Origin of the sequence: Fictibacillus nanhaiensis (assembly GCF_042686385.1) — a bacterium.
Taxonomy (GTDB): Bacteria; Bacillota; Bacilli; order Bacillales; family Fictibacillaceae; genus Fictibacillus; species Fictibacillus nanhaiensis.
Genome location: NZ_JBHUPF010000006.1, coordinates 1,781,562 through 1,802,886, shown reverse-complemented (window position 1 = coordinate 1,802,886; position 21,325 = coordinate 1,781,562). Strand labels below are relative to the sequence as shown.

General features: G+C 36.0%; 28 protein-coding genes, 1 pseudogene and 1 other annotated feature. Of the genes and pseudogenes, 4 read left to right on the top strand and 25 right to left on the bottom strand.

All coding sequences use genetic code 11. The features are described 5' to 3' along the window. Positions 1-287: 287 nt before the first annotated feature. From bla to ACFS5O_RS12840, 9 genes and pseudogenes are all read right to left on the bottom strand, one after another. Positions 288-1,193 carry a class A beta-lactamase gene (gene bla, locus ACFS5O_RS12880; RefSeq protein WP_379839650.1) on the bottom strand — a complete coding sequence of 302 codons (906 nt, stop codon included), beginning with the start codon at positions 1,191-1,193 and terminating at the stop codon, positions 288-290. A gap of 340 nt (positions 1,194-1,533) precedes the next feature. Then, positions 1,534-1,989 carry a DUF3278 domain-containing protein gene (locus ACFS5O_RS12875; RefSeq protein WP_205726526.1) on the bottom strand — a complete coding sequence of 152 codons (456 nt, stop codon included), beginning with the start codon at positions 1,987-1,989 and terminating at the stop codon, positions 1,534-1,536. Between the two features lies 1 nt (position 1,990). Beyond that, complete coding sequence (locus tag ACFS5O_RS12870; RefSeq protein ID WP_205726527.1) at positions 1,991-2,185, bottom strand: helix-turn-helix transcriptional regulator; 195 nt, start codon at positions 2,183-2,185, stop codon at positions 1,991-1,993. Positions 2,186-2,770: 585 nt separating this feature from the next. Beyond that, a complete protein-coding gene (locus ACFS5O_RS12865; RefSeq protein WP_205726528.1) occupies positions 2,771-3,211 on the bottom strand; it encodes a YybH family protein in 441 nt (146 codons plus the stop codon). A gap of 93 nt (positions 3,212-3,304) precedes the next feature. Further along, positions 3,305-3,679 carry a YciI family protein gene (locus tag ACFS5O_RS12860; RefSeq protein ID WP_205726529.1) on the bottom strand — a complete coding sequence of 125 codons (375 nt, stop codon included), beginning with the start codon at positions 3,677-3,679 and terminating at the stop codon, positions 3,305-3,307. Positions 3,680-4,137: 458 nt separating this feature from the next. Continuing rightward, on the bottom strand, positions 4,138-5,127 hold the full coding sequence (locus ACFS5O_RS12855; protein WP_205726530.1) for a Gfo/Idh/MocA family protein: 990 nt from the start codon (positions 5,125-5,127) through the stop codon (positions 4,138-4,140). A 150-nt stretch (positions 5,128-5,277) separates the two neighbouring features. Then, positions 5,278-5,721, bottom strand: coding sequence for a GNAT family N-acetyltransferase (locus tag ACFS5O_RS12850; protein WP_205726531.1), 444 nt, complete (start codon positions 5,719-5,721; stop codon positions 5,278-5,280). A gap of 82 nt (positions 5,722-5,803) precedes the next feature. Continuing rightward, a pseudogene (metG, locus tag ACFS5O_RS12845) lies at positions 5,804-7,435 on the bottom strand (methionine--tRNA ligase). Between the two features lie 48 nt (positions 7,436-7,483). Further along, positions 7,484-7,749: a binding site (T-box leader), on the bottom strand. Positions 7,750-7,817: 68 nt separating this feature from the next. Further along, positions 7,818-8,681 carry a phosphotransferase family protein gene (locus tag ACFS5O_RS12840; RefSeq protein WP_205726532.1) on the bottom strand — a complete coding sequence of 288 codons (864 nt, stop codon included), beginning with the start codon at positions 8,679-8,681 and terminating at the stop codon, positions 7,818-7,820. A 263-nt stretch (positions 8,682-8,944) separates the two neighbouring features. On the opposite strand from ACFS5O_RS12840, the gene ACFS5O_RS12835 reads away from it, so the two are divergent. After that, positions 8,945-9,208 (top strand): DUF2651 family protein, encoded by a 264-nt coding sequence (locus ACFS5O_RS12835; RefSeq protein WP_205726533.1) that lies wholly within the window; start codon positions 8,945-8,947, stop codon positions 9,206-9,208. Between the two features lie 183 nt (positions 9,209-9,391). On the opposite strand, the gene ACFS5O_RS12830 is transcribed toward ACFS5O_RS12835, so the two are convergent. Together ACFS5O_RS12830 and map are read right to left on the bottom strand one after the other, a co-directional pair. Beyond that, positions 9,392-9,967 (bottom strand): GNAT family N-acetyltransferase, encoded by a 576-nt coding sequence (locus tag ACFS5O_RS12830; RefSeq protein WP_205726534.1) that lies wholly within the window; start codon positions 9,965-9,967, stop codon positions 9,392-9,394. Between the two features lie 256 nt (positions 9,968-10,223). Continuing rightward, positions 10,224-10,964 carry a type I methionyl aminopeptidase gene (map, locus tag ACFS5O_RS12825; RefSeq protein WP_205726535.1) on the bottom strand — a complete coding sequence of 247 codons (741 nt, stop codon included), beginning with the start codon at positions 10,962-10,964 and terminating at the stop codon, positions 10,224-10,226. Between the two features lie 266 nt (positions 10,965-11,230). Here map and ACFS5O_RS12820 point away from each other — a divergent pair, with 266 nt between their 5' ends. Then, entirely contained in the window at positions 11,231-12,073 is an 843-nt protein-coding gene (locus ACFS5O_RS12820) for a sialate O-acetylesterase (RefSeq protein ID WP_205726536.1), read from the top strand. Then, positions 12,070-12,609 (top strand): PadR family transcriptional regulator, encoded by a 540-nt coding sequence (locus ACFS5O_RS12815; protein WP_205726537.1) that lies wholly within the window; start codon positions 12,070-12,072, stop codon positions 12,607-12,609. Before ACFS5O_RS12820 ends, ACFS5O_RS12815 begins: the two co-directional genes overlap by 4 nt. Positions 12,610-12,671: 62 nt before the next feature. Here ACFS5O_RS12815 and ACFS5O_RS12810 read toward each other — a convergent pair whose 3' ends face one another. The 11 genes from ACFS5O_RS12810 to ACFS5O_RS12760 all read right to left on the bottom strand — a co-directional run bounded on the left by ACFS5O_RS12810 (position 12,672) and on the right by ACFS5O_RS12760 (position 18,841). Then, entirely contained in the window at positions 12,672-13,151 is a 480-nt protein-coding gene (locus tag ACFS5O_RS12810; protein WP_205726538.1) for an NUDIX domain-containing protein, read from the bottom strand. Between the two features lie 2 nt (positions 13,152-13,153). Beyond that, positions 13,154-13,777 (bottom strand): nucleotidyltransferase domain-containing protein, encoded by a 624-nt coding sequence (locus ACFS5O_RS12805; protein WP_205726539.1) that lies wholly within the window; start codon positions 13,775-13,777, stop codon positions 13,154-13,156. A 12-nt stretch (positions 13,778-13,789) separates the two neighbouring features. Beyond that, on the bottom strand, positions 13,790-14,287 hold the full coding sequence (locus ACFS5O_RS12800) for an HIT family protein (RefSeq protein ID WP_318300227.1): 498 nt from the start codon (positions 14,285-14,287) through the stop codon (positions 13,790-13,792). A gap of 10 nt (positions 14,288-14,297) precedes the next feature. After that, positions 14,298-15,143 (bottom strand): alpha/beta fold hydrolase, encoded by an 846-nt coding sequence (locus tag ACFS5O_RS12795; protein ID WP_205726540.1) that lies wholly within the window; start codon positions 15,141-15,143, stop codon positions 14,298-14,300. 36 nt (positions 15,144-15,179) lie between these two features. Continuing rightward, on the bottom strand, positions 15,180-15,833 hold the full coding sequence (locus tag ACFS5O_RS12790) for a DUF1801 domain-containing protein (RefSeq protein WP_205726541.1): 654 nt from the start codon (positions 15,831-15,833) through the stop codon (positions 15,180-15,182). A gap of 206 nt (positions 15,834-16,039) precedes the next feature. Continuing rightward, complete coding sequence (locus ACFS5O_RS12785; protein WP_205726542.1) at positions 16,040-16,252, bottom strand: cyclase; 213 nt, start codon at positions 16,250-16,252, stop codon at positions 16,040-16,042. 35 nt (positions 16,253-16,287) lie between these two features. Continuing rightward, positions 16,288-16,542, bottom strand: a complete 255-nt coding sequence (locus tag ACFS5O_RS12780; RefSeq protein WP_318300228.1) for a hypothetical protein — start codon at positions 16,540-16,542, stop codon at positions 16,288-16,290. A gap of 559 nt (positions 16,543-17,101) precedes the next feature. After that, a complete protein-coding gene (locus tag ACFS5O_RS12775) occupies positions 17,102-17,362 on the bottom strand; it encodes a hypothetical protein (protein WP_205726543.1) in 261 nt (86 codons plus the stop codon). A 14-nt stretch (positions 17,363-17,376) separates the two neighbouring features. Then, positions 17,377-17,514, bottom strand: coding sequence for a hypothetical protein (locus ACFS5O_RS12770; protein ID WP_205726544.1), 138 nt, complete (start codon positions 17,512-17,514; stop codon positions 17,377-17,379). 1 nt (position 17,515) lies between these two features. Continuing rightward, the gene (locus ACFS5O_RS12765) at positions 17,516-17,992 is read right to left on the bottom strand and encodes a hypothetical protein (protein ID WP_205726545.1); all 477 of its coding nucleotides are present in this window, start codon (positions 17,990-17,992) and stop codon (positions 17,516-17,518) included. Positions 17,993-18,073: 81 nt separating this feature from the next. Then, complete coding sequence (locus ACFS5O_RS12760) at positions 18,074-18,841, bottom strand: slipin family protein (protein ID WP_205726546.1); 768 nt, start codon at positions 18,839-18,841, stop codon at positions 18,074-18,076. A gap of 346 nt (positions 18,842-19,187) precedes the next feature. On the opposite strand from ACFS5O_RS12760, the gene ACFS5O_RS12755 reads away from it, so the two are divergent. Then, a complete protein-coding gene (locus tag ACFS5O_RS12755) occupies positions 19,188-19,421 on the top strand; it encodes a hypothetical protein (RefSeq protein WP_066395267.1) in 234 nt (77 codons plus the stop codon). A gap of 55 nt (positions 19,422-19,476) precedes the next feature. Here ACFS5O_RS12755 and ACFS5O_RS12750 read toward each other — a convergent pair whose 3' ends face one another. From ACFS5O_RS12750 to ACFS5O_RS12740, 3 genes are read right to left on the bottom strand one after another with little or no spacing between them, the layout of a single operon-like run. Continuing rightward, entirely contained in the window at positions 19,477-20,094 is a 618-nt protein-coding gene (locus tag ACFS5O_RS12750) for a hypothetical protein (protein ID WP_205726547.1), read from the bottom strand. Positions 20,095-20,140: 46 nt separating this feature from the next. Then, positions 20,141-20,548, bottom strand: a complete 408-nt coding sequence (locus ACFS5O_RS12745) for a hypothetical protein (RefSeq protein WP_205726548.1) — start codon at positions 20,546-20,548, stop codon at positions 20,141-20,143. Between the two features lie 13 nt (positions 20,549-20,561). Next, the gene (locus ACFS5O_RS12740; protein ID WP_205726549.1) at positions 20,562-21,122 is read right to left on the bottom strand and encodes a GNAT family N-acetyltransferase; all 561 of its coding nucleotides are present in this window, start codon (positions 21,120-21,122) and stop codon (positions 20,562-20,564) included. Positions 21,123-21,325: the final 203 nt, after the last annotated feature.

Here is a 21,325-nt window from a genome sequence, read left to right as displayed (position 1 = left end):
TACAAGCCCTATACTAATACACTAAAATAAGGAATACAATTAATAATCAGATAATTCATACAATTTACCTATCATAAGATAAATCTAAGTCATTGGCTCTATGCTCTTTGGATACTGTGAAAGTAACCAGGTTTGAGTGAAGCGTTGCTCGTTTGTTTAAGAATCAATATACTTCCAACCAAAAAACCCCCACCCTATAATAGTGGAGGTTGCTTAACTAAGTATACATCAAAGTTGTATTTTTCAGATCTAAGTTGTACGATTAACGTCGAATTTTTTAAAGAAAATTACTTGATAGCATTGAGTGCAACCTTTGCAGCTTTTGCTATAAGTTCATTCTCATAGGTGGCATTCTGAGTATCACGGCTGGATAGGATGGCAATGATAATGGGATCTCTATTCGGCGGCCAAACGATAGCGATATCGTTTCGCGTCCCATAGTCTCCTGCTCCGGTTTTATCGCCTACCTCCCACCCCTTAGGTACAGCCGCACGGATCAGTTCGTCTCCCGTAGTATTTCCCTCCAGCCAATCTGTTAAGATTGTACGTTTATCATTCGGTAGAACGTCATCTACTGTGAAAGCCTTCAGGTTAATGGCCAGTGCTCTCGCTGTACTTGTATCACGGATATCTCCTGGGATGGCACTGTTCAAATCCGTCTCGTAACGATCAGCCTCGGTAACATTATCACCCATCTCCCTCAGTGCTTTTTCGAAGCCATTGGGTCCGCCTAGTTCCTTCAATAGAAGGTTTCCAGCTGTATTATCGCTGTATCGTATAGCCGCATCACAGATCTCTCTAAGGGTCATTCCGGTATCAACATGTTGCTCGGTGATTGGTGAATAAGTAACTAAGTCATCTTTTGTGTAGGTGATAACCTTATTAAGTTCGTCAATCGAGTTTTGCTGTAGAATTAGCCCTGAGGCCAGAGCCTTAAAGGTAGATGTGTAAGCGAACCGTTCATCAGGTCTATAGGTCACTGTTCGGTTTGTATGGGTGTCGATGGCATATATGCCGAGTCGAGCATCGAACTTTTTCTCAAGCTGCATGAACTTTTTTTCAGTCTTAAGACTTGAACTTTTTGTTTGCTCTACTTTTTCTTTTGCTTCAGCCGGTTTTAATCGGTCTCCAAAGACGCTTAAACTAATAAGACACAAACTTAATAGTCCTACACTCATCCATATTTTGAGCATGCCTACACTTTTCAAGATCATCAATCCTCTCATCTCAAATTTTTGATGTTAATTAATTCACGAACTTTATCGATTTACATTCTGATTCTATCAACCTTCTTGCATAATAAACACGGTAGAATGATGTAATTCACATTATATATTTATGTTAAAATTCATAATATTCAGAAATAGTTAAATTCCTCTTATAAACTAAAACATTCTAATTTTCGATATTCAAAAAGCACGCCAGGAGCGTGCTTTTTATTTATTACATTTAAACACTTGTTATACAACAATAGAAAAAAACAATCTCATTTATGTATTTAGATTCACTCCTAATGTGAGTACATGATGAAATTTACAAAAGTTCCTTATTTTTTTGATAGGATCGCTTTAAGGAAACATAAGTGGATAAAAACTTCACTATGCTTACACTTATCAGTAGCCCCCCTATTTCAAACCATTGGTTTAAACTTGTTGGTGCACCCATAAGTAATAGATAGACTGTTAAAAAGATAACAACAAATCCAATCACCTTAATAATTGTCGCTTTTAACTCTTTTCTGTAAGCTCTCTCGGTTGAAATGTCTGTATATTCAATACCAGATATGATATATCTGCCTGACACATACAAAAGGAAGATTCCTATAGCTACCAATAAGATCGTTTCTGTACCAAATTGAAAAGACTTGTTTCCGATAAGCATGACAACTAGGGACAGGAAAAGAAGGATTGCACCCTCTGAGAAAAAATATAACATCTTAATATTTTTATATTCATCATCCGGTAACAAAAAAGATATCCAAGATTTCATTTCAATCGACCTCCCAAAATAATTCATCCAACGTTCGATTAAGTTCCTTAGCTATTGCTACACACAACTGAAGACTGGGGTTATATTCGCCCTTTTCAATAAGACCGATCGTTTGTCTTGTCACACCAACTTTCCTCGCCAACTGTTCTTGAGTAATGGAGGCTTTAATTCTAGTTATTTTTACGTTATTTTTCATTTAGTCCCCCACCTAATGTAAGATATAGTTTACATATGCAATTTATATATTACATCGCTTGGAAAAGATAGTCAAATATTACATTCATTCACATTAGACTACACGTGTCCGAGTTTTAGGAGATGTTTTATGTAGGAACTTGGTGTCAGTACCTTAAAAATTCCAGAAGCCTATTGGCATACGGCGAATGACACAATAAATAGATCGTTTACTTTTAACCTTTCAATGTAGAATATCGAATTAAAAAGGATACCGAAAGACTTTAAAAAATAAAATGAAAAAGCGCTTTTGATTAGGGCTTTTTTTCATCCAATTTTATTATGTACGGAACAACACTCCGTTTAGTGCATCTACCTATCTCATCACTGTGATGGGATAAATTTAGGATAACTATACATGAACTGACCCAATCCCGTTCTGCTACGATTCGTACGATATCACCAGAAAGAAGGACACCTAGTTGGTGGTTTCGTCTTTCCATTGTAAGAGATTCATAGCTGAAACGCTAAAAGTACGAGTACCTTTTTCTTGATGGATTTTCCTATTATGCATCCAATATTGGGATTAGATAAAAGAATTGTTATCTTATTTCAGGTCGAACACACCTTTTCCCGTATGCATATCTATTGGCAAAGATGAATGTTCGTGTGTAATGACCCAAGACTCATTTACTTTCTTTAGGCCAAATGTAAAACGATTTGTCATTTGACGAAGTTTCTCACCAGATTCTTCACTATGTGCAACGAATGAAACAGCACAATGCACAAATGCAACATTCGTATTTTCCTCAATGGTTACATCATCAAAAATTACTTTTAATATATTCCTATCTTCACTCAAGCTATTAAACCACATTACCACATTCTCTCTCCATGAAGAAATACCTTTACACTCCCAGTTTCCCCAGCAATCAAAGATATGTACATCCGCAGCACAAGTCGATAGAAATTGATCAACATCTTTTTCATAAACCGAAGATTTGTAATTTTCGAGAACGTCCTGAACACTACTTACTCCAATCATCATAAAAAAGCATCTCCTTCGTAAAAGTTCGGTCTTCGTCGTTCCAAGTTCTTTTGTATTATTAAGCCTAGTTGATCTCTAAACCTACTAAATAATTCATTGATCATTCTTAAAAAAATGAACAGGACGAACCTCAATACGCCATCCAAACTCTTCCGCTCTGCTTATTTGGGTTGTGGGATGAAGGGAAGCTAACTGAATCGCCTCATCCATGTTTTCTGCTTCAAATATGAATACGCTGCCAACGAGCTCCTTCGTCTCTGTAAACGGACCATCTGTTACGACTATCTCATCGTTTACTCGACGCAAGCTTTTGACCTCTGATTCTAAACCAGCATCGAGCAGCACCTTTCCACTCTTATAAAAAGTCTCAACAACAGGTTGGCATTCATTCATAACTGCTTCAATCTCTGCCCTCGGGCGTGCATCCATTTTTTCAGGACTAAAATATCCCATACATAAAAATATCATTTTCATTTCTCCTTCATCTTTGAGATTTTTATCTATAAATACAAATATCAATAAATCCATAACGCTCATTCTTCTAAACTTTTTTTATCATTTCAATAAACAGTTACCATACTCCTTTAGGGAAATATGCTATCTTAAGTTTTAATTCTTTTTACCTAGAGTATGAATTGAAATATAGTTTCAATTAAACATGTTTTATTTCCTTAGATCATTTAACCCATTGTTAAAAGTGAAATCTATCTTTAATTAATACCGTCCCTCCTTCTCTAGACATATAGACGATATCATTACTGTTTGTTTTATATTCCTTAAAAATATTATAAAAAAGAAAAGTACTGGCAGATGCCGATACTTTTCTTAGAAATGTAATATTGAACTTTCTCTTCTTTATAAACAACGTCTTGTTGGACCTTTAGAGTCTCCTACCCTTGCTTCTACCTCATTGACTTTCTTTCAGCCTAATCCAGTTCAGCTAGTATATGATCACAGAGTCGCATCGTACGAACATTATCACGTCCACTCGAAGATGCTTCTCTATCATTTTTACAACACTCTATAAAATGAGCCATTTCTCCAACAAAACCACGCAAATAAAGATCCCTGTAACCTCCAGACATGGGAGATGCAGAAGGTGTAAATACGGTATCGTTCTCTGCAAGTGATTTCCAAGGTAGTTGGTCAAAGTTCTGAGATTTATGCACAGTAAGTGTATGAACTTCATCTGCAATCGCAAATCCATTATCGAATGTTACTGCCACATTTTCACTTTCCCTTGACCAAGCTGTCATTCCAGTAAAATAAAGGCTACCCACGACTCCATTTTCAAATTTTAATGAAATACTCTGAGAGATAAATTCCCTGTTACTGTTTTTAAAACCGGATATTTGAACAACTTCACCAAACAAAAAGCGAACTAGATCAACAATATGTATAGCAGCGAGCTTCATAAACTGCTCATCGTCTTTACAAAAAGGGGTGCTGTCTACAGCAAATCTTGCTTGAAAAGAGCGAGCTTGTCCAAGGTTACCACTATTGATTAATTCTTTTAACTTCTGATAACAGGGCGCATAGCGTTTCATAAATCCTACCATTAACATGACCCCTGCTTCCTTAGCAGCATTCGCGATTTCCTCAGCATCAGCATTCATTCCAAGAGGTTTATCTACATAAACATTTTTCCCCGCTCTAATACAGTCCATGACTAAAGAGATATGATCTTCAGGTTGAGCGACTACTACAACGCCATCACACTCTTCAGAATTAAGCATGGCTTTATAATCATCATACGGTGTTCCATTGCTTCCGAAGCGCCGAAGTGCATCTTTCGACCGATTAAGATCTCTTGTAGAAATGGCTTGGATTTCCGCTCCAGCTTCAAGAGCAGAAGGGTAAATATTTGTGGATGCATGGAACCCAGCACCTATAAAACAAAGGTTAGCTTTCTTCACTTTTCTTACTCCTCTTTATTCAAATTTATATGAAGTGTGATCTTACCATATAGAATTATTCAGCATAAAGCAGGCTGTGCTCATGGGAATTATATGAAATAAAAAACAATAAACTAACTATTTGTGAAGTATACAGATATCGTAAACAAATTATAAATTCTTCTTTATAACGACCCTATTCTCATTTATGGTGTAGTTATTTTTGAGATAGAACGCTTCTGCAATCCCTCCGTTAGCTGTTAATAAATATAGACTTGAAATGTCTCTTTTCTTTAATTCACCTTCTAAATACAGAAGCAATTTCGAACCGTAACCTTTTCCTTGAATTTGAGTACCAATACAAAATTCCGCCAAATAAAAAGTGAATCCTGCATACGATTGTTTACTATTTCCGGCAATGAATCCAATTAAAGCATCGTTTTCATATAGTAAATAACCATGAAATTTAGGTGTATGCATTAAATCCGTTAGTCTTTCTTTAGCATCTCGATCTGTCCAGGTCTCATTCCATGGTTCTTTGTTAAAAACATTAATATATAATTCAACACATTGTCCTATTTTATCAAATGTCATTGGTACAATTGTTTCAGCCATCATATTCTCCCCTATTTGTCTAAATGTTCATTTCATAACCAATCTGTGTGTAAAGAATACTTTGTCCTTTTTAACTAACATTTTAAATTCCTTCATTTAATCTATTTATTTCTTCTTGAATGTTTTTTACATCGATTCTACTAAAGAGTGGTTGAATGTCTTTAAGTGAAATGGAAGATATGTTAATCTCCTTCCATGTAAATTCATTTAATCCCAACATTCCTTTAACCTTTTCACTTGAAAAAGGAAGAAAAGGATGAAGCAATTGTGCAAGATTCGAAATGATATAGATACAATTTGCCATTGTATCATCGCATAAAGATCGCTCTTCGTTTATTTGAATCCAAGGTTTCTGCTCATCAAAATATTTATTCGCAAATCTTACAAAGTCAAAAATATTCTCTATAGTTTTTTTAAATTGTCCGTCGGTAATCAACAAAGCCGCTTCATTATAGAGTCTATTTACTCTTCCTTGTAGTTCTATATTTATCTTACCACTCGGTGTTTTTCCATCATATGACTTTTGGATAAATTTTAATGTACGATTAACAAAGTTCCCATAGGCACCAAGTAATTCGCTGTTATGACTATATACAAATTCACGCCACGAAAAATTTGTATCTCGGTTTTCAGGTGCATTGATTGTTAGAAAATAGCGTATAGAATCAGTGTCATATCTCTCTAACATGTAAGGAGCCCATACTGCCCAATTTTGACTAGTGGAAAGTTTACGGTTTTCAAGCGTTAAATACTCATTTGAAATGATACGTGTGGGTAAAGAAGAATTACCAATACCCATTAGAATTGACGGCCAAACGATCGTATGAAAGGGGATATTATCCTTTCCGTGAACATAATAAGAGATAGTGTCACCGTTCCACCAATCTTCAAGATCCTCATTTGTTTAATTAGCCCATTCCTTACTTGCCGTTAGATAACCAGCAACGGCTTCAATCCATACATAAATTTTTTTACCTTCATATCCCGCTAGAGGAACATCTACGCCATTTGGCAGATCCCGTGTGACGGCTCGGTCAGGAACACCCTCTTTTAAATATCTAGTGGTTAAAGAGATCGCGTTTTTACGCCATCGATTTTCCTTCTGCGCTTTTATTACCCATGATTCTAATTTCACCTGAAACTGACTAAACGAGAAATAAAAATGCTCTGTTTCTTTAATGGTAGGCTTATTCCCACAGATCTTACAACGCTTATCGATTAAGTCAAGTGGATCTAAAATAGCGGAACAATGATCACATTGATCTCCCCTTGCTTTACCGCCACAATTCGGACATGTTCCCTCTACAAAACGATCAGGTAGAAATTGATAATCTGTTTCACAAAAAGCTTGCTCACTCGTCTTTTTATACAGATAGCCATTTTCAAGTAGTTTTAAAAATATGGCCTGTACAGACTTGTGATGATGTTCAGCATCTGTACGTGTATACGAATCGTATGAGAAACCCAGCTTTTCAAAACATGCAACAAATTCTTCGTGATAACGATTTGCTATTGCTTCAATGGTTGACTTTTCTTGATTTGCACGAATCGATATGGGTGTCCCATTACAATCACTTCCTGAAACATAAAGTACTTTTTCCCCTTTTTGTCTGTAAAACCTTGCTAAAATATCTCCTGGTAATAAAGCTGCAATATGGCCTAAGTGAAGTGATCCATTAGCATATGGCCATGCGCCTCCAATAAAAACGGTCATAATTATTCCTCCTTATATTAAAAAAAACCTCGTCCATAGACATATTTGTCTAAGGACGAGGTTTATCTCGTGTTACCACCTTATTTTACCAATAACTCACATTATTAGCCTCAAAAAGTACGGAGTAAATGAAACACTCTTATACTTTGACATTTATAACGAGTGCCAAATCTCGTCAAAGTCTAAATCATTATTGAAGTCGACTTTGCTGCTCAAAGACCATTTTCAATCAACTATTTTCTGCTTCTTTTCAGCTAACGAAGCTCTCTGTAAGAAAATGAGGGTTGACTTACTTTCCTTATCATCGCGTTTAGTAATTCTTTTTACTAATTATTACATATGTTAAATGAATTGAAAAGCGATTTAATTTCAACAGTGTTTTTTATCGATACTCTTTTATCCCGTTTTCAAATGCAACATTATCGTTGTTTATTAAACCATGCAATGCTTCTTGTAAAGCAAATGTACGCTTATAAAATGTAACACGCTTAGCTATTTCTGAACCGTTTGGATAAAGATTGATACACTTGTTATAGAAATCCATACCATAACTTGATAGTATTCCTGCAAAATCATAGGCGGGATCACCTATACCCGAACCACCAAAGTCTATTATTCCTGAAATTTCACAGCTTTTAGGGTCCCATAAGATATTCGATGCTCCAAAATCTCCGTGTATAAGGGTTGTTTTTAAGGGTTCTTTATGAGTAAGAAAAGCCTCAAATGAAAAAGTAATCTCACTTTGAGATTTCTTATTGATAAAATGAAAAAGCTTGTCCTGTATAGAATAAAATAGTTCTTTCATGTCTTCATATGGGTTACTATCTATTAAGTTTAGAGACGTAACCAACGTTTTTTTCGATACGGAATGAATCTCAATTAGAAAGGTTACAAGTTGTTTTGCAAGTTTCATTGAATCCACATGATTCACTTTTATTAAATGTTCATTCCAGAAAGGGACACCTTCAATTAAATGATATCCAGTAAATACTTTACCAGGTTCATTTAGCTCGAATGACTCATATTCTGGATATGGAATTTGGATTGATATTATATCCCTGATATGATCTAAGATTTGAGCTTCTTCTTTTAATCTTACAATTCCTTTTTCGTACTTTGGAAATCTGAATACAAGAGAATGGTTTATGATTAATACATCGTTATTCTGGCCAATATCATTAGCAAGAACATTCTCAATGATAAGTTCTGGATAGACTTCTTTAATCCGTTCAATATAATGATTCATTCTTTTTCTCCTAGATCATAATTATATTTAGGAACTTATTTATTATTGGAGTTAGTTATTTTCCCTTTAATAAATTTCCTATTATTCTATATAACTACTTAGGTTGGTTATGAATTCTTAAGCTACTACTACTTTCCAAACAACTCCCTTATACAGCAATCGCACCCGATCGGAAGAAAGAATAAAATTGTAAATATTAGTAAAGGTAATCATACTTTTATTAGCGAATATAATATCAAGAAAATAATTAATGAGGTGGTTATATGATTGGGATTGTATTCTTATTGATTTTTATTTTTATACCATTAACTACAATCGTTGTGTCTATCGTCGGTACACTAATTACTAAAAATATGTTTGTAACACCAATCTTATTTGGATTAACGTTAATTTTACTAAACTTCCTCAATATATTTGAGGTTGGCTTATTTCCTATTTTAATTTATACTGCATTATCATTTAGCACTTCGTATATTACTTCAATTATAAAAAATAGAAGAAGCAGCATCCAAACGAAAACACTATAAATCATAAAGACCAAGTAATAAATTTGGTGTTATTTAGTTATAAGATTGCTTATATTTCTTCTTCAACAATCCTGCTTCGTTTGTTCAATAAGTTCAATAAAAAAGTGCAGATCTCCTTCTCAGAGAAAAGCACCCGTTAATTGCATAAATAAATTCATAATAAAACAATTCTATTAATTAAAACTACTTATCTGTCAACATTTCAAGATAATCTTCTTGAAGAAGACCAAAGACAGCACAATCCTTATAATGATTCTTGGCATTGCGAATCATATGTTTAATCGTTCCTTCTTGCTTCATTCCAACTTTCTCCATAATTTTTCCTGAGGCTGGGTTGTCAGTATTATGAGCTGCAGAAATTTTGTGGATATTCATATCCCTAAAACCAAATTCAATAACAGCTTTCAATGCTTCAGTTCCATACCCTTTGTTCCACCATTGATAGCCCATTAAATAACCCACTTCACAATTTTCAGTTAACGGATCAAAATTGAATAGATCAATGGCTCCGATCAACTTACCGTTTTCTTTCAGTTCCATACCCCAATAACAAAATTCTTGAGAATCATAGTTACTTACGACTTCTTTTACTCTCTCGACTGTTTCAGATAGAGACTTGTGTGCTCCTTTTATTAAATTATCCATTACTCGATCGTCTGAAAGCCAATGGTTAAAAATACTTTCCGCATCTTCAAGTACGATTCTTCTTAGAAATAATCGATCCGTTTCTATTGTTGGTGTTCCCAAAAAATGTATCACTTTCTCACCTTACCTAATCCTATCTATTTTCTCATACAATTGCTGAATAACTTAATTCAAGATGGGCATATTCAAATCCTTTCTTATTCCACGAACTGGCTCAAAAATGAGAAAGTTTACCCTTCTCCATAAAAAAACACACTGTTTATTTGAGAATAACAGTGTGTTGATTCATACATTTTTAGTTGTAAGCTAATATTTTTCCTGCAAACGAAAGTCTAAATAATCAATTACATTAAGAACTTCATTGCTTGAATTAAAGAGTGATAATAATCGGGCCTTCTTTAGTAAGGATAATTGTATGTTCTACTTGAGCTACATAACTTTCTTCGGTAGCATAGGTCCAACCGTCTTCTTTTTGGAAAACTTCTTCTTCCAAAGTAGATATGAATGGTTCGAATGCAATAACCATCCCATCCTTCAATAATTCATGATCCCATGGATCATTGTAGTTTAAAATATGGTCTGGTTCTTCGTGTATTTTACGTCCCACACCGTGTCCTGTAAGGTTTTTTATAACCGTGAATCCATGCTGTTTTGCTGTTTCATAAACTGCTTTTCCGATTCTGCTTTTTTTGGAACCGGGTTTAGCTTTCTTCAGACCTGCTTCAAATGCCATTTTCGCAACGTCGCATAATCTAGTTAATACTTCTTCTCCTTGTCCTACTACAAATGAGATTCCAGTATCAGCAAAATAACCGTTCTTTGAAGCAGATACATCGATATTTACAAGATCCCCTTCTTCAATAACCCGAGGACCGGGAATACCATGAGCCACTTCATCATTAATACTGATACACGTAAACCCTGGAAAATCATATTCACCTTTAGGAGCTGAAACTGCACCAGCTTTTTCTAAAAGTTCTCCGGCTAGATCATCAAGTTCTTTGGTCGTTATGCCCGGAATTGTTCTTTGTACTAATTCATCTCTAATTGATGCTATAATTTTGCCAATTTCCTTCAAACCACTAAAATCTTCTTCTGTTTTTGCAATCATTTTTATCCTACCTCTTTATTTTTTATCATCATTCACTACATATTATTTATAGTACCTCTACTTTCTCAAAAAATTATACGCATGTAAATTAATTGCTACTAGCTGATACGGTTAATAACCAAAAATACCTACTCATACACATGGATATACTTGCTGAAAGTTTCTATATTAAAAATAATGGCAGTAGCAAGTTGACGATAGTCTAATTAGACTTTATTATAATATTCAAGTCTAATTAGACTATTATGCAAAGGAATGAAAATGAAATGATTAAATCTTTTTTAATGTTGGGCCAATCAAACATGGCAGGTCGCGGGTTCTTGCATGAGGTAGAACCGATCTATAATGAAAAAATAAAAATGCTGCGCAACGGACAGTGGCAAATGATGACAGAACCCATTAATTATGACCGTCCTGTTGCTGGTGTAAGTCTAGCTGCATCCTTTGCAGAGGCGTTTGCAAAAGCCAACCAGGATGATGAGATTGGTTTGATACCTTGTGCGGAAGGTGGCAGTTCCTTGGACGATTGGCATCCACAAGGCACTCTTTTTCAACATGCTTTGTCAGAAGCTCGATTTGCTCTTGAAAGCAGTCAAATTTGTGGCATACTTTGGCATCAAGGAGAAAGTGATAGCCATCATTCTCTACATGAAACGTACTACGAAAAGCTATCTCTGATCATTGAAACTTTACGTAAAGAATTAAATCTTCAACAAGTTCCATTAATGATTGGTGAGCTTGGCGATTTCTTAGGAAAAACAGGTTTTGGAAAGTACTCATCAGAGTTTCAGGAGATCAACAAACAATTACGACGATTTGCTCATGAGCAGCAAAATTGTTATTTTGTATCGGCAGAAGGTTTAACTTCCAATCCGGATGGTATTCATTTAAATGCTGTTTCCCAACGGAAATTTGGTTTTCGTTATTTTGAAGCATTTTCGAAAAAGTGTCATATCTTGGAGCCCCTAAAGGATGAGGATCAATCCCTAAAAATAAACAATAACTATTCGAAAACCGAACAAATTTATATTCACAGTATGAATTTAGCTCTGGGGAAAATCTCATACGCTGAATTTGAAGCCCAAATGGCGAAGGTGATGCAATCTTGATTCCCTTACTAATTCTTGGCTTACTTATACAAAACCCTGGCGCTCATGGATACGAACTATTAAGTTTAATGGAAAAACGACATTATCAATATATCGTTAACTTTACAAAAGGATCATTTTATTACAATTTGCAGCAACTTGAAGAAAAAGGTTGGATTGAACAAACACATCAAACACAATCGAACAACGGTCGTGAAGTTCACACCTTTAAAATCACGTCTTTAGGCTTAGAAGAATTTGATCATTTAATGACCAAATATGGAACGAAATCTGAATATGTAAAATTACCAATCTATGGGACGTTACTATTTGCAGATGTATTTGATACAAATAAATTATTGGAATGTATCCAATCCCAGATAGATCAAACTGAAACCAGAATTGCTCTTCTTGATGAATACTTAGCGAATCATAAGGAATCACCTGGCAAGATTGATTATTTTCGACGTATGAACGAAAATTCTCGTTCTCACCATTTAGTAAACTTAAAATGGTTTCAAGAAATAAAGTCAGACATAGAAAAAGCTACTGTCTAAAGTAAAACGAAAATCACCTATCCATTCTTCTTAACAAAGATGGATAGGTGATTTTTAGTAGTCTAGCTATGAGTTGAGGTCCCAGTCATACACTCTAATATTTTAAGGTCTAGTGCATCCACTCTACCAATCTGTTCTTCCAAATCCCAAAGCATGATCATTGTGTTTTCAGCATTCTCTACAAACCGCTGCAGCTGTGCGACTTCAGAAAAATAAACAGGGTTTCGTTTAATAGATCCATTCCCTATATGTTTTGAAACGACTAAACCTACTAAACTCAGTTCTGTAACCCTTTGTCCTGTTTCCTCCAATAGCTCTCTAACTGCACATTCCTTTGGTGTTTCACCCGCTTCTCTCTTTCCTGCAGGCAACTCCCACTGTCGTCGTAAAGAGTTAAAGCCCATAAGGAATTTACCCTCACATTTGATGACAGCAAAGGAGCCAGCAAGTGGACCGAAATTCTCAAGCTTTTCTTCGGTCACGTAAATAAAATCAACAAAATTATACCCGTTAGTATTTCTAAACTCGTAATCTTCTCTCACTTTTACAACTCACAAAGATAATTAATTAATTCTTTAGAACTTTTATCCTTTGCATTCGTTGATAGTGCACGGTTAAAAAGATCAAAAGCTTTAGGATCATTCTCTTTCAACCATTGAAATGACACTTTGGGACCTAAAAACCACTCACCTTTCAATTCAAAATAGATCTCTAAACTGTCTTTTAACATCCAATGAAAGCGATAGTTTCCTTCTAAATCGTTTTTAGCAGATCTCACATGCATCTTTTTAAGCCAACTTTTCAAGAAGTCTTTTTCCTCATGAGTTAATTTTTTCGGACCTTGCTCAACAGTTTTTTGAATGCCAACTAAAAAGGCTTCTGCTAGCCCTTTCTTGTTGATCCAAATTTCTCCCCCATGTACACGCAGAAACGGTTCAGAGAGCTTCATTTTTTCAGTAGGATAAATCCACGCATCTAACTGCTTTCCTTCAATAAATTCCACCTCATTCGTATCCTCGATAACGGAATCTGAAAAGCAGATAAGATCTACATCGCTTTCTTCTGTATAATCTCCACGACTATAAGATCCGTACAAAATGATGGTGTGGCAATCGTATTTCTTTAATAGATAAGCTTCAATTTCTTTTAAGTTGTTATGTGTATTCATGAATGACATCCTTTATATACTTTGTTTGATGTATGTGTTGTGTGCTTGAAACCAAGCTCTAAGTTTTGCAGCATAACCTGCACGTTCCTCTGGATCGCTAAGACTACCATGGGTGAGATATAGATTGTCGTTAAAATACCGCGGGTACACATGAAGGTGATAATGCCATACATCCTGGCTCCCACCTGGTTCGTTATGCTGCCTTGTAGAGATGCCATCGCACGTGTAGCAATCTTTCAGAGCAAAAGACACTTGCTGAGCCACTCTATGAATGTGAGCGGCGATGTCGAGTGGCAGATCAAAGATATTTTCATAATGACGATTAGGGATGATGATCACATGACCTTTGTTATTCGGCCACCATAACGTTGCGATGAGCGCCGTTACATACTCATCCTGATAAACAATATCCTGTTGCTTGCTCTGAACCAGTTTATTGTTGTGGTCCTCAACCCCTTGTACGACTAAACAAAAGGGACATGTGTAGTTCGGTGGCATATGTATGTACATATCTACTCTCCTAAACTTTATACATAAATTTCTGAACTTCTTTTTTAAACGAATGTGCTTGTTCTAGAAATGGATAGTGATTACTTTCATTAAAACGAACAAAAGTAGAATGTGAGATCTCTTCATTCATTTCTTCTGAAAAAGATATCGGACACTGAACGTCATGCACTCCGCCCATTATCAAGGTAGGCATCGTTATGTTTTGTAGTTGCCTCGTCACATCGAATATCATTTCTTCTCTAATAAAAAAATTCATGCGAGTTGCCGACATTTTCTTCGTAATCGGTAAGGAGAAATACTCTTCATATTTCTCTGGTTTATATAGAGAAAGTTTTGTTCTTTCTTTTGAAACGCTTGCCCTCTCGACTGGCGACAAATCAGGATTCTTAAGTGTTTCAATCAGTTCCTGCATGAAACCGAATTTCGGGTGCTCCTCATGATAAATACAAGCTGGAGAAGAATTCGCATATTTTCTAGCTGCTGATGCGACAATAATCAGAGAAGATAGGGACGAAGAAAAGTGGATGCCGTATAACAATCCGATCATGCCTCCTGTAGAGTGTCCCGCATACGTCCATACAGAAAAACCCAATTTCTCTCTAATTGCTTCTAAATCATACACCGCGTCAAACATGCTCAACTCGTGAGGTTCATTTGCCTTAGACGTATTCCCTGCTTCTTTCAGATTAACAAGATACACCTGAAAATGATCAGTAAACGAGTCCGCAAAGTAATCACCAGAATCATTAAACTCTGAGTAGTGATGAGTCACGCAGATCGGTTGCCCTTTACCTTTTATGAATACTTCAAATGTTCCTCTTGTTGTGGATATTAATCTTGTCTTCCACTTACACATTTTAGTCTCCTTCACATCTTATACTCCATTGCCTTGTTATCGGATACTTTTATGTGAACCATCGCAGTTCGGCATTCGTTTGGATAACCCGCACGTGCAATCATTCAACCCTTTACCATCAAGGATTTGGTCCATATACTTTTCAATACGTGATTCTCGCGTTTTAGATTGTTTTGCTTCTGCAAAATAGCGGATATACGCTTTTTGCCGACCAGGTGTTAAGGCTTCAAACGCCTCTTTTAATTCTATAATATCTTCCATCTTGTTCTGGAATTCAACGGGTATAGAGTAATCAGCCGTTTTCTTTAATTGCACCGTGATTCCTGATTTTTCAACTTCGATCGCTTCATGAATATACGCTTTAAGCGTGCTTTCCCTATCTAAAATGTCTTGAACATTCGTAAAACGAATTTGGCGGGCTGATTGTACGTTCTCTGTTTGTTGAATCAGAATCTTCTTTTCGTCCTTCAACAACACACCTTTATGAAACAATAGAGCGCAATATTCTTTGAACCCATGAATTAAAACCACATTCTTACCATTTAACGTATAACACGGATGCATCCATTTGAAATCTTCCGTGAGGCCACAGTCTAAGGCGATCCGTCGTAACTGCTCAAACTCTTCTTTCCACGATTTCGCTCCTTTTAGAAACTCATCTACTTTTGGATTCAATATACTCTTTGACATGACGCAGCCCCCTCATCCTTCTTTTCATGAATCAACTTATATCATTTCTATGAAAACAGATTAATTCCTTTTAAAAAAGCTAACTTCATGAAATAGTTTTCGGGTCGTCTCTAGTTGCAATCATGCTGTTTATGATTCAGAGGGATAAGGCTACAATAGAAAAGGTGTCCAATCTGTTGTACAGTAATGGACACCCTTTTTCTCAATCACAATTTCCGTTTATGCTTCTCCTCAATGATTTTCTTGTTAAGAATTCTGACTTCCCCAACCATCAGCAGCCTCATGTCCTCAACAATATACTTCGCTAGCTCTTCATCAGAAATATCATCACCGTGAAGATCCAGACGGAATTCTTGACCCTGCAATCCTCCACCATTCGAAAAATCGATCTCAAAGTCAAATTGAACACGTTTATCCAAAATGAGAACACCTCACCATAGTTTTTAAATATGATTTATTTAAACAGGGTTAAAAGTAGAACCATAATCATCCCCACACCCATCGTTCCAAGGAAAAAGTACCCTAGAATACGGATAGGCAACGGAAAGCCTTGTATGTTCACTTTGGACAGGTTCTGAGTAGGATAACCTTCGATCTTTCCATAATGATCCATGGCGTCGTTAAAAGGAGGGTTCGTTTGATTCTGTTCATCGTATTCTTCTAACCGTTTATCAATACGCTGTTTCACTTTACGAAGATTTTCATCCATAGAGAGCACCTCCACTTATTAACAAAAGCATATAGCACTACTTTCTATAGACATTGAAATAATCCTTCTACAGTCATATTTACAAGTATCATTATAAATGTCCATACCAATCAGACAAGCTTTCATAAGATATAGAGAATAGGGATTGTTGAGATCCTTATTCTTTTCTCAACATGAGATAGATGGGGGTGTCTTCTTTGAGTAGTTTCATTAAAGTATTAGATGGATTATTGGCTTGCAAGAAAGCACGTAAGAGCAAGAAAAACAAAAAGAGAATCGGTTAAGAAAAAAGCTGCCTTTCTGGGCAGCTTTTCATATTTAAGATACCTACATACACGTTTAACAGGTCGATCTACAGGGGAAATATAGGATTATCATTCTTCTAGGGGGTTTGCTAAATGAAAGAACAAATCAAAAAAGTGCTCAGCAATCCGAAAGTACAACAAGGAATTAAAGACAAAGTTGTTCCTTTGGTTAAAAAGGAAATGGAAAAACGGAAGAAAAAATAATGATAAGAAACATACAGGTAACCCATCTGACGAAACGTTGATGGGTTACTTTATTGTTGTACTCTAGCCGTTCTAGAATCTGATTGACCTTTTTTCCACACTCTAACTTCTTCTAATACTTTTATAGGTTTGCGATTATACGATATGGCAATGTTTTCACCCGGTGAAACGGTAATCGCTTTTATCTCATTCATCATAAAAGGTTCAGCGTAATCTACACATTCACCACTTAAAAATCCATCCCAACAATAACTGCTTTGCTTAACAGGAATGCCTAAACGATAGATTTCAGCTTGAACTTTAATCTCCATAATAAACTTCAAAATCACTTCATATTTTCATTGATTTCTTTCAACAACTCTATGATTTCTTCATTTTGTTTATTGTTCTTTCTAAGTTGCACATCAATGCCTAGCAAAGTAAAAATCACGATAACTATGATTACGATTACGGTGATATACATTTTATTTCACCTGATCTTTCATCGTTTTTAACATCTGTTGAATCGCGCCAAGGTGATATGCAGAATGTGCCAACGAACCTACTAATTCATTTGCCAAGTCGTCAGTCCATTGTATATGATCAATCTTTTTTAAAAGACGGTGGTATTCATTCTTCAATCCTTCTTGAATGGAAAGCCACTCATCCTCGCTAACTCTTTGAATTCCCCAGCTTTTGTTCCAATCCATTGTAGGAAATGTTCCTTCATACAACCATTCATTGGTTCCCCACATATGATATCGGACATGATCGGTATGAGCTGCGAGTGATGTACCATAGATTTGTTTGGATGCATCAGCAGCAGTTAGATGCGACAAACCTCCAAAAATGCCTGAGTCTGATTTTGTATTCGTAAAATAGCTTACAGTCACTGGCTTTGGTGGTCCTTCAAATGCTTCTTGTAAGATTCTTTTCAATCCCGCTTCTAACGGATGATTCATATTAACCACTCCTCACATCATCTACTAACTCTTTCCATAAAAAAGTGCACTTCTCCTTCTAGAAGAAATGCACGTTCTTTGTTACTCGTTGGATTGCTCTTTAATGCTATGTGTACTATTTGCCATATCCACTACAAACGTATTGCCTTTCGAGTTTTCAATCGTGTTCAATAGGCGAAGCTTTGCTAGCTCTGGGTTGTTCTCCAGCATTTTAGCTGTATTCGCTAAACTTCTTAGTGTTGCTGCTTCTCCTCTTGCTCTTTCTAATGAAGACTGAGCTTCTTTTTTCGCTTTAATTACTTCAAGGAATGCCTTTTTTAATTCCGCAGATAACATAATATCTTTTATGTCTACTGAGAGGATGGATAATCCAGCAAACGTATTTTCAACAAGAAGTTGTTGAAGCGAATCATTTACTTCATTCCGCTTCCATAACAGATCATCTAATTGTAACGAAGAAACAACATCACGCAGTTTGAGCTGCACGTTCATGTACACATGCTCTTCATAATCTTCATATTCAGAGATCAGAATTTGTGGATCTGTAATCTGATATTTTACCGCGACACTAATCTTTACACTAAGTTGATCAGCCGTTAGTAATTCTTGCCCGTTCAACTGCAGAATTGTCGGCCGCATGTCAAAAACCATGATCTCTGTAGAAGCTGGAGAATATTTATGTTTGCCTGAGCCTATAATCTCTTGAAAGGCCCCATGTTTAAACTTCACACCACGTTCATACTCGTACACCGTAACCGAAGCAAAGAATTTCTTTCCAACCGCTAGAACAGCAAAAACAACAATAAACACAAATCCCATTACGACAAGAGATTCTAAAAATGAGATCATACAGTTCTCTCCTTCTTATAAAACTATGAAACCACCCAACAGACATGGAAAGAACAATGGAGGTCTTCCCTACAGAATTGTTCTTTCCTCAAGCCTTTGAGTGGCTTCATTTAGGGGTTGAACCCAGAACTGGCCCCTTACAGGTAAACCAGTTTCCACAAGATGAGAAAGCCGATCAGCAACACCGTTTAAAGATTTTAAACGAAGGCTTTGCATTTCTCTAAGAACTAAATTATATCAAGATAGTTAGGAAAAAAATACATCATTTAGAAAAGATTGTTCTTTAAAATCAACATATAAAAGCTTAAAGTTAAAATATGGAATTTTGGTTAGAGGAGAAATAGAAATGGACAACTGGGTGTTTGTGTTCATGGCAAATATTTTCGGAGGAATTATCGTATTTTTTGCTCTCATGTTTTTGTTAAGTTTAGGAGGAGGATCAATGGATACCGCCTTCTTCATCGGAATTTTTCTATTTGTTCAACTCAGTTTTATTACGACGATTCTATTTCAAGTGCTCCACAGAGTTAAGAAGTTGGAGAAGCAACAGACGATACAGAGTGAACAACAAAAAAGCTGATTATAATTCATAATCAGCTTCAGCCTCTTCCTATTCTCATAAAAGTCTGTCTTTTTTATTTTTGAACATCATAGGTTGAATGATACTTTTTCCTTTTTGAGACAAATAGCCATAATGATAAAATAATCATCATACAAAAGGTAAGGTTTTGAGCAATGCCTACAACATTACTCCAACTTCTTAAACCGTGTAAGTATAGTTGTAGCGTCAATCCCAAAGGTAAAACTAGTAAAACATACGGTGTCTTCTTGACTAAGAATCCTGCAGCTCCACCGATACAGCCCCCTATGATTGACGCTCCATACCACGTGATAAATACAGTAATTATCTCTTTAGAAGACAAGGCCATCGTTGTTTCTTCATAAATGCTACCCAAAATAAAATAAAAGGTTATCGCTATTGTCGTGTAGATAGCGCCGAATAAAATGCCTTCTATAAGGTTACTTCCATACAAATAACCTACAATCATTGCAATGATAAACCACATCGGTAAAGAATTGATCATGCTTGCTAGATAAGACATGATCGTTTCAGTTGCAGAAACGTTGGAACCCTCTCCAAAGTACGGAGAGTGATCAGACACAACTGAAAAGAAACCAACAATTAACCCAACCACAACCGAAAATAGGATAAAACTCTTCCAGCGTTTGGCGTTATTCTGTTTGTCACTCAAGTATTTCCCTCCAAACACGTTTGAAGATTAACTACAAATGTGGTCATTATATGATGGATAGCCCTAAGATTTGGTCAGTAAACAAGATCATTTCGTCTAACTCTCTCTTTTGATCTGGATTGATAATTGGACTAATAGTTACATCTTTCAGATGAAGTGGTGCCGTTAGATTCAGAGCGGTCATCGTTTCTGGCAAGCTTTCAAGTCTGCTCCCCAGTTCTGTTAATCCCTCTGAAAAGAAGTACTTATTGTTTTCTTCCTCTTCATGAGTAAAGTGATTAATCTTACCTTGGATATAAGCATTTTGCGTGATTATTAATAGTTGGCTATGGGGACCAATCGTCTTTATCGAACCACTATTATCTCGAGTGAATTTATGTAATACATCATCTATTGTCGTAGTGATAGCTTTTTTGTAATCAAAAACATGATTTAATTCTTTTACATTAACCATATTTATCCTCCTCTTATATGAGATAATCTTCTCGAAGAATTCCATACACCGAACAGTCCTTATACTGATTCTTCGCATTGCGAATCATGTGACGGATTACGCCTTCTTGTTTCATTCCAACTTTGGCCATTATCCTTCCAGAAGCAGGATTGTCGGTGTTATGTGCAGCAGAGACCTTATGGATGTTCATCTGTCGAAAGCCAAACTCTACTACAGCTTGTAGCGCCTCGGTTCCATATCCATGATTCCACCACTTGAATCCAAGCGAATAGCTTACCTCACAGTTATCTGTCGAGCAATCAAAATCGTACAGATCGATTTCTCCAATCAGTTCACCTGTTTCTTTCAACTCAATGCCCCAATAACAAAATTCCTGATCTTCATACTGACTGACGATCTTTTTTAGCCGCTCTTCTGTTTGAGCAACACTCGTGTGAGCAGCGTTCACTCGATTGTCTGCTACCCGTTCGTCTGAAAGCCAATTGTCAAATATGCTTTGAGTTTCGGATTGTTTCAAAGGACGAAGAAGTAATCGGTCTGTTTCTAAAACGGGAGTTCCGGAAAACTTGATCATTTACACACCTCATCCACAGCGATAGACTGCTATTTTGTCCCGTACCAATATACGAACAACCCTATGGCGATTAATGCCAAGCCAATAGAGACCAAATATCTTTTCATGTTAGAAACTCCTTCATAATTTAACTGTGATTGTTCTCGCAGATATTATTTTATCAGCCACTTCTCATTCGAATATTCAATATCATTTCTGAATTA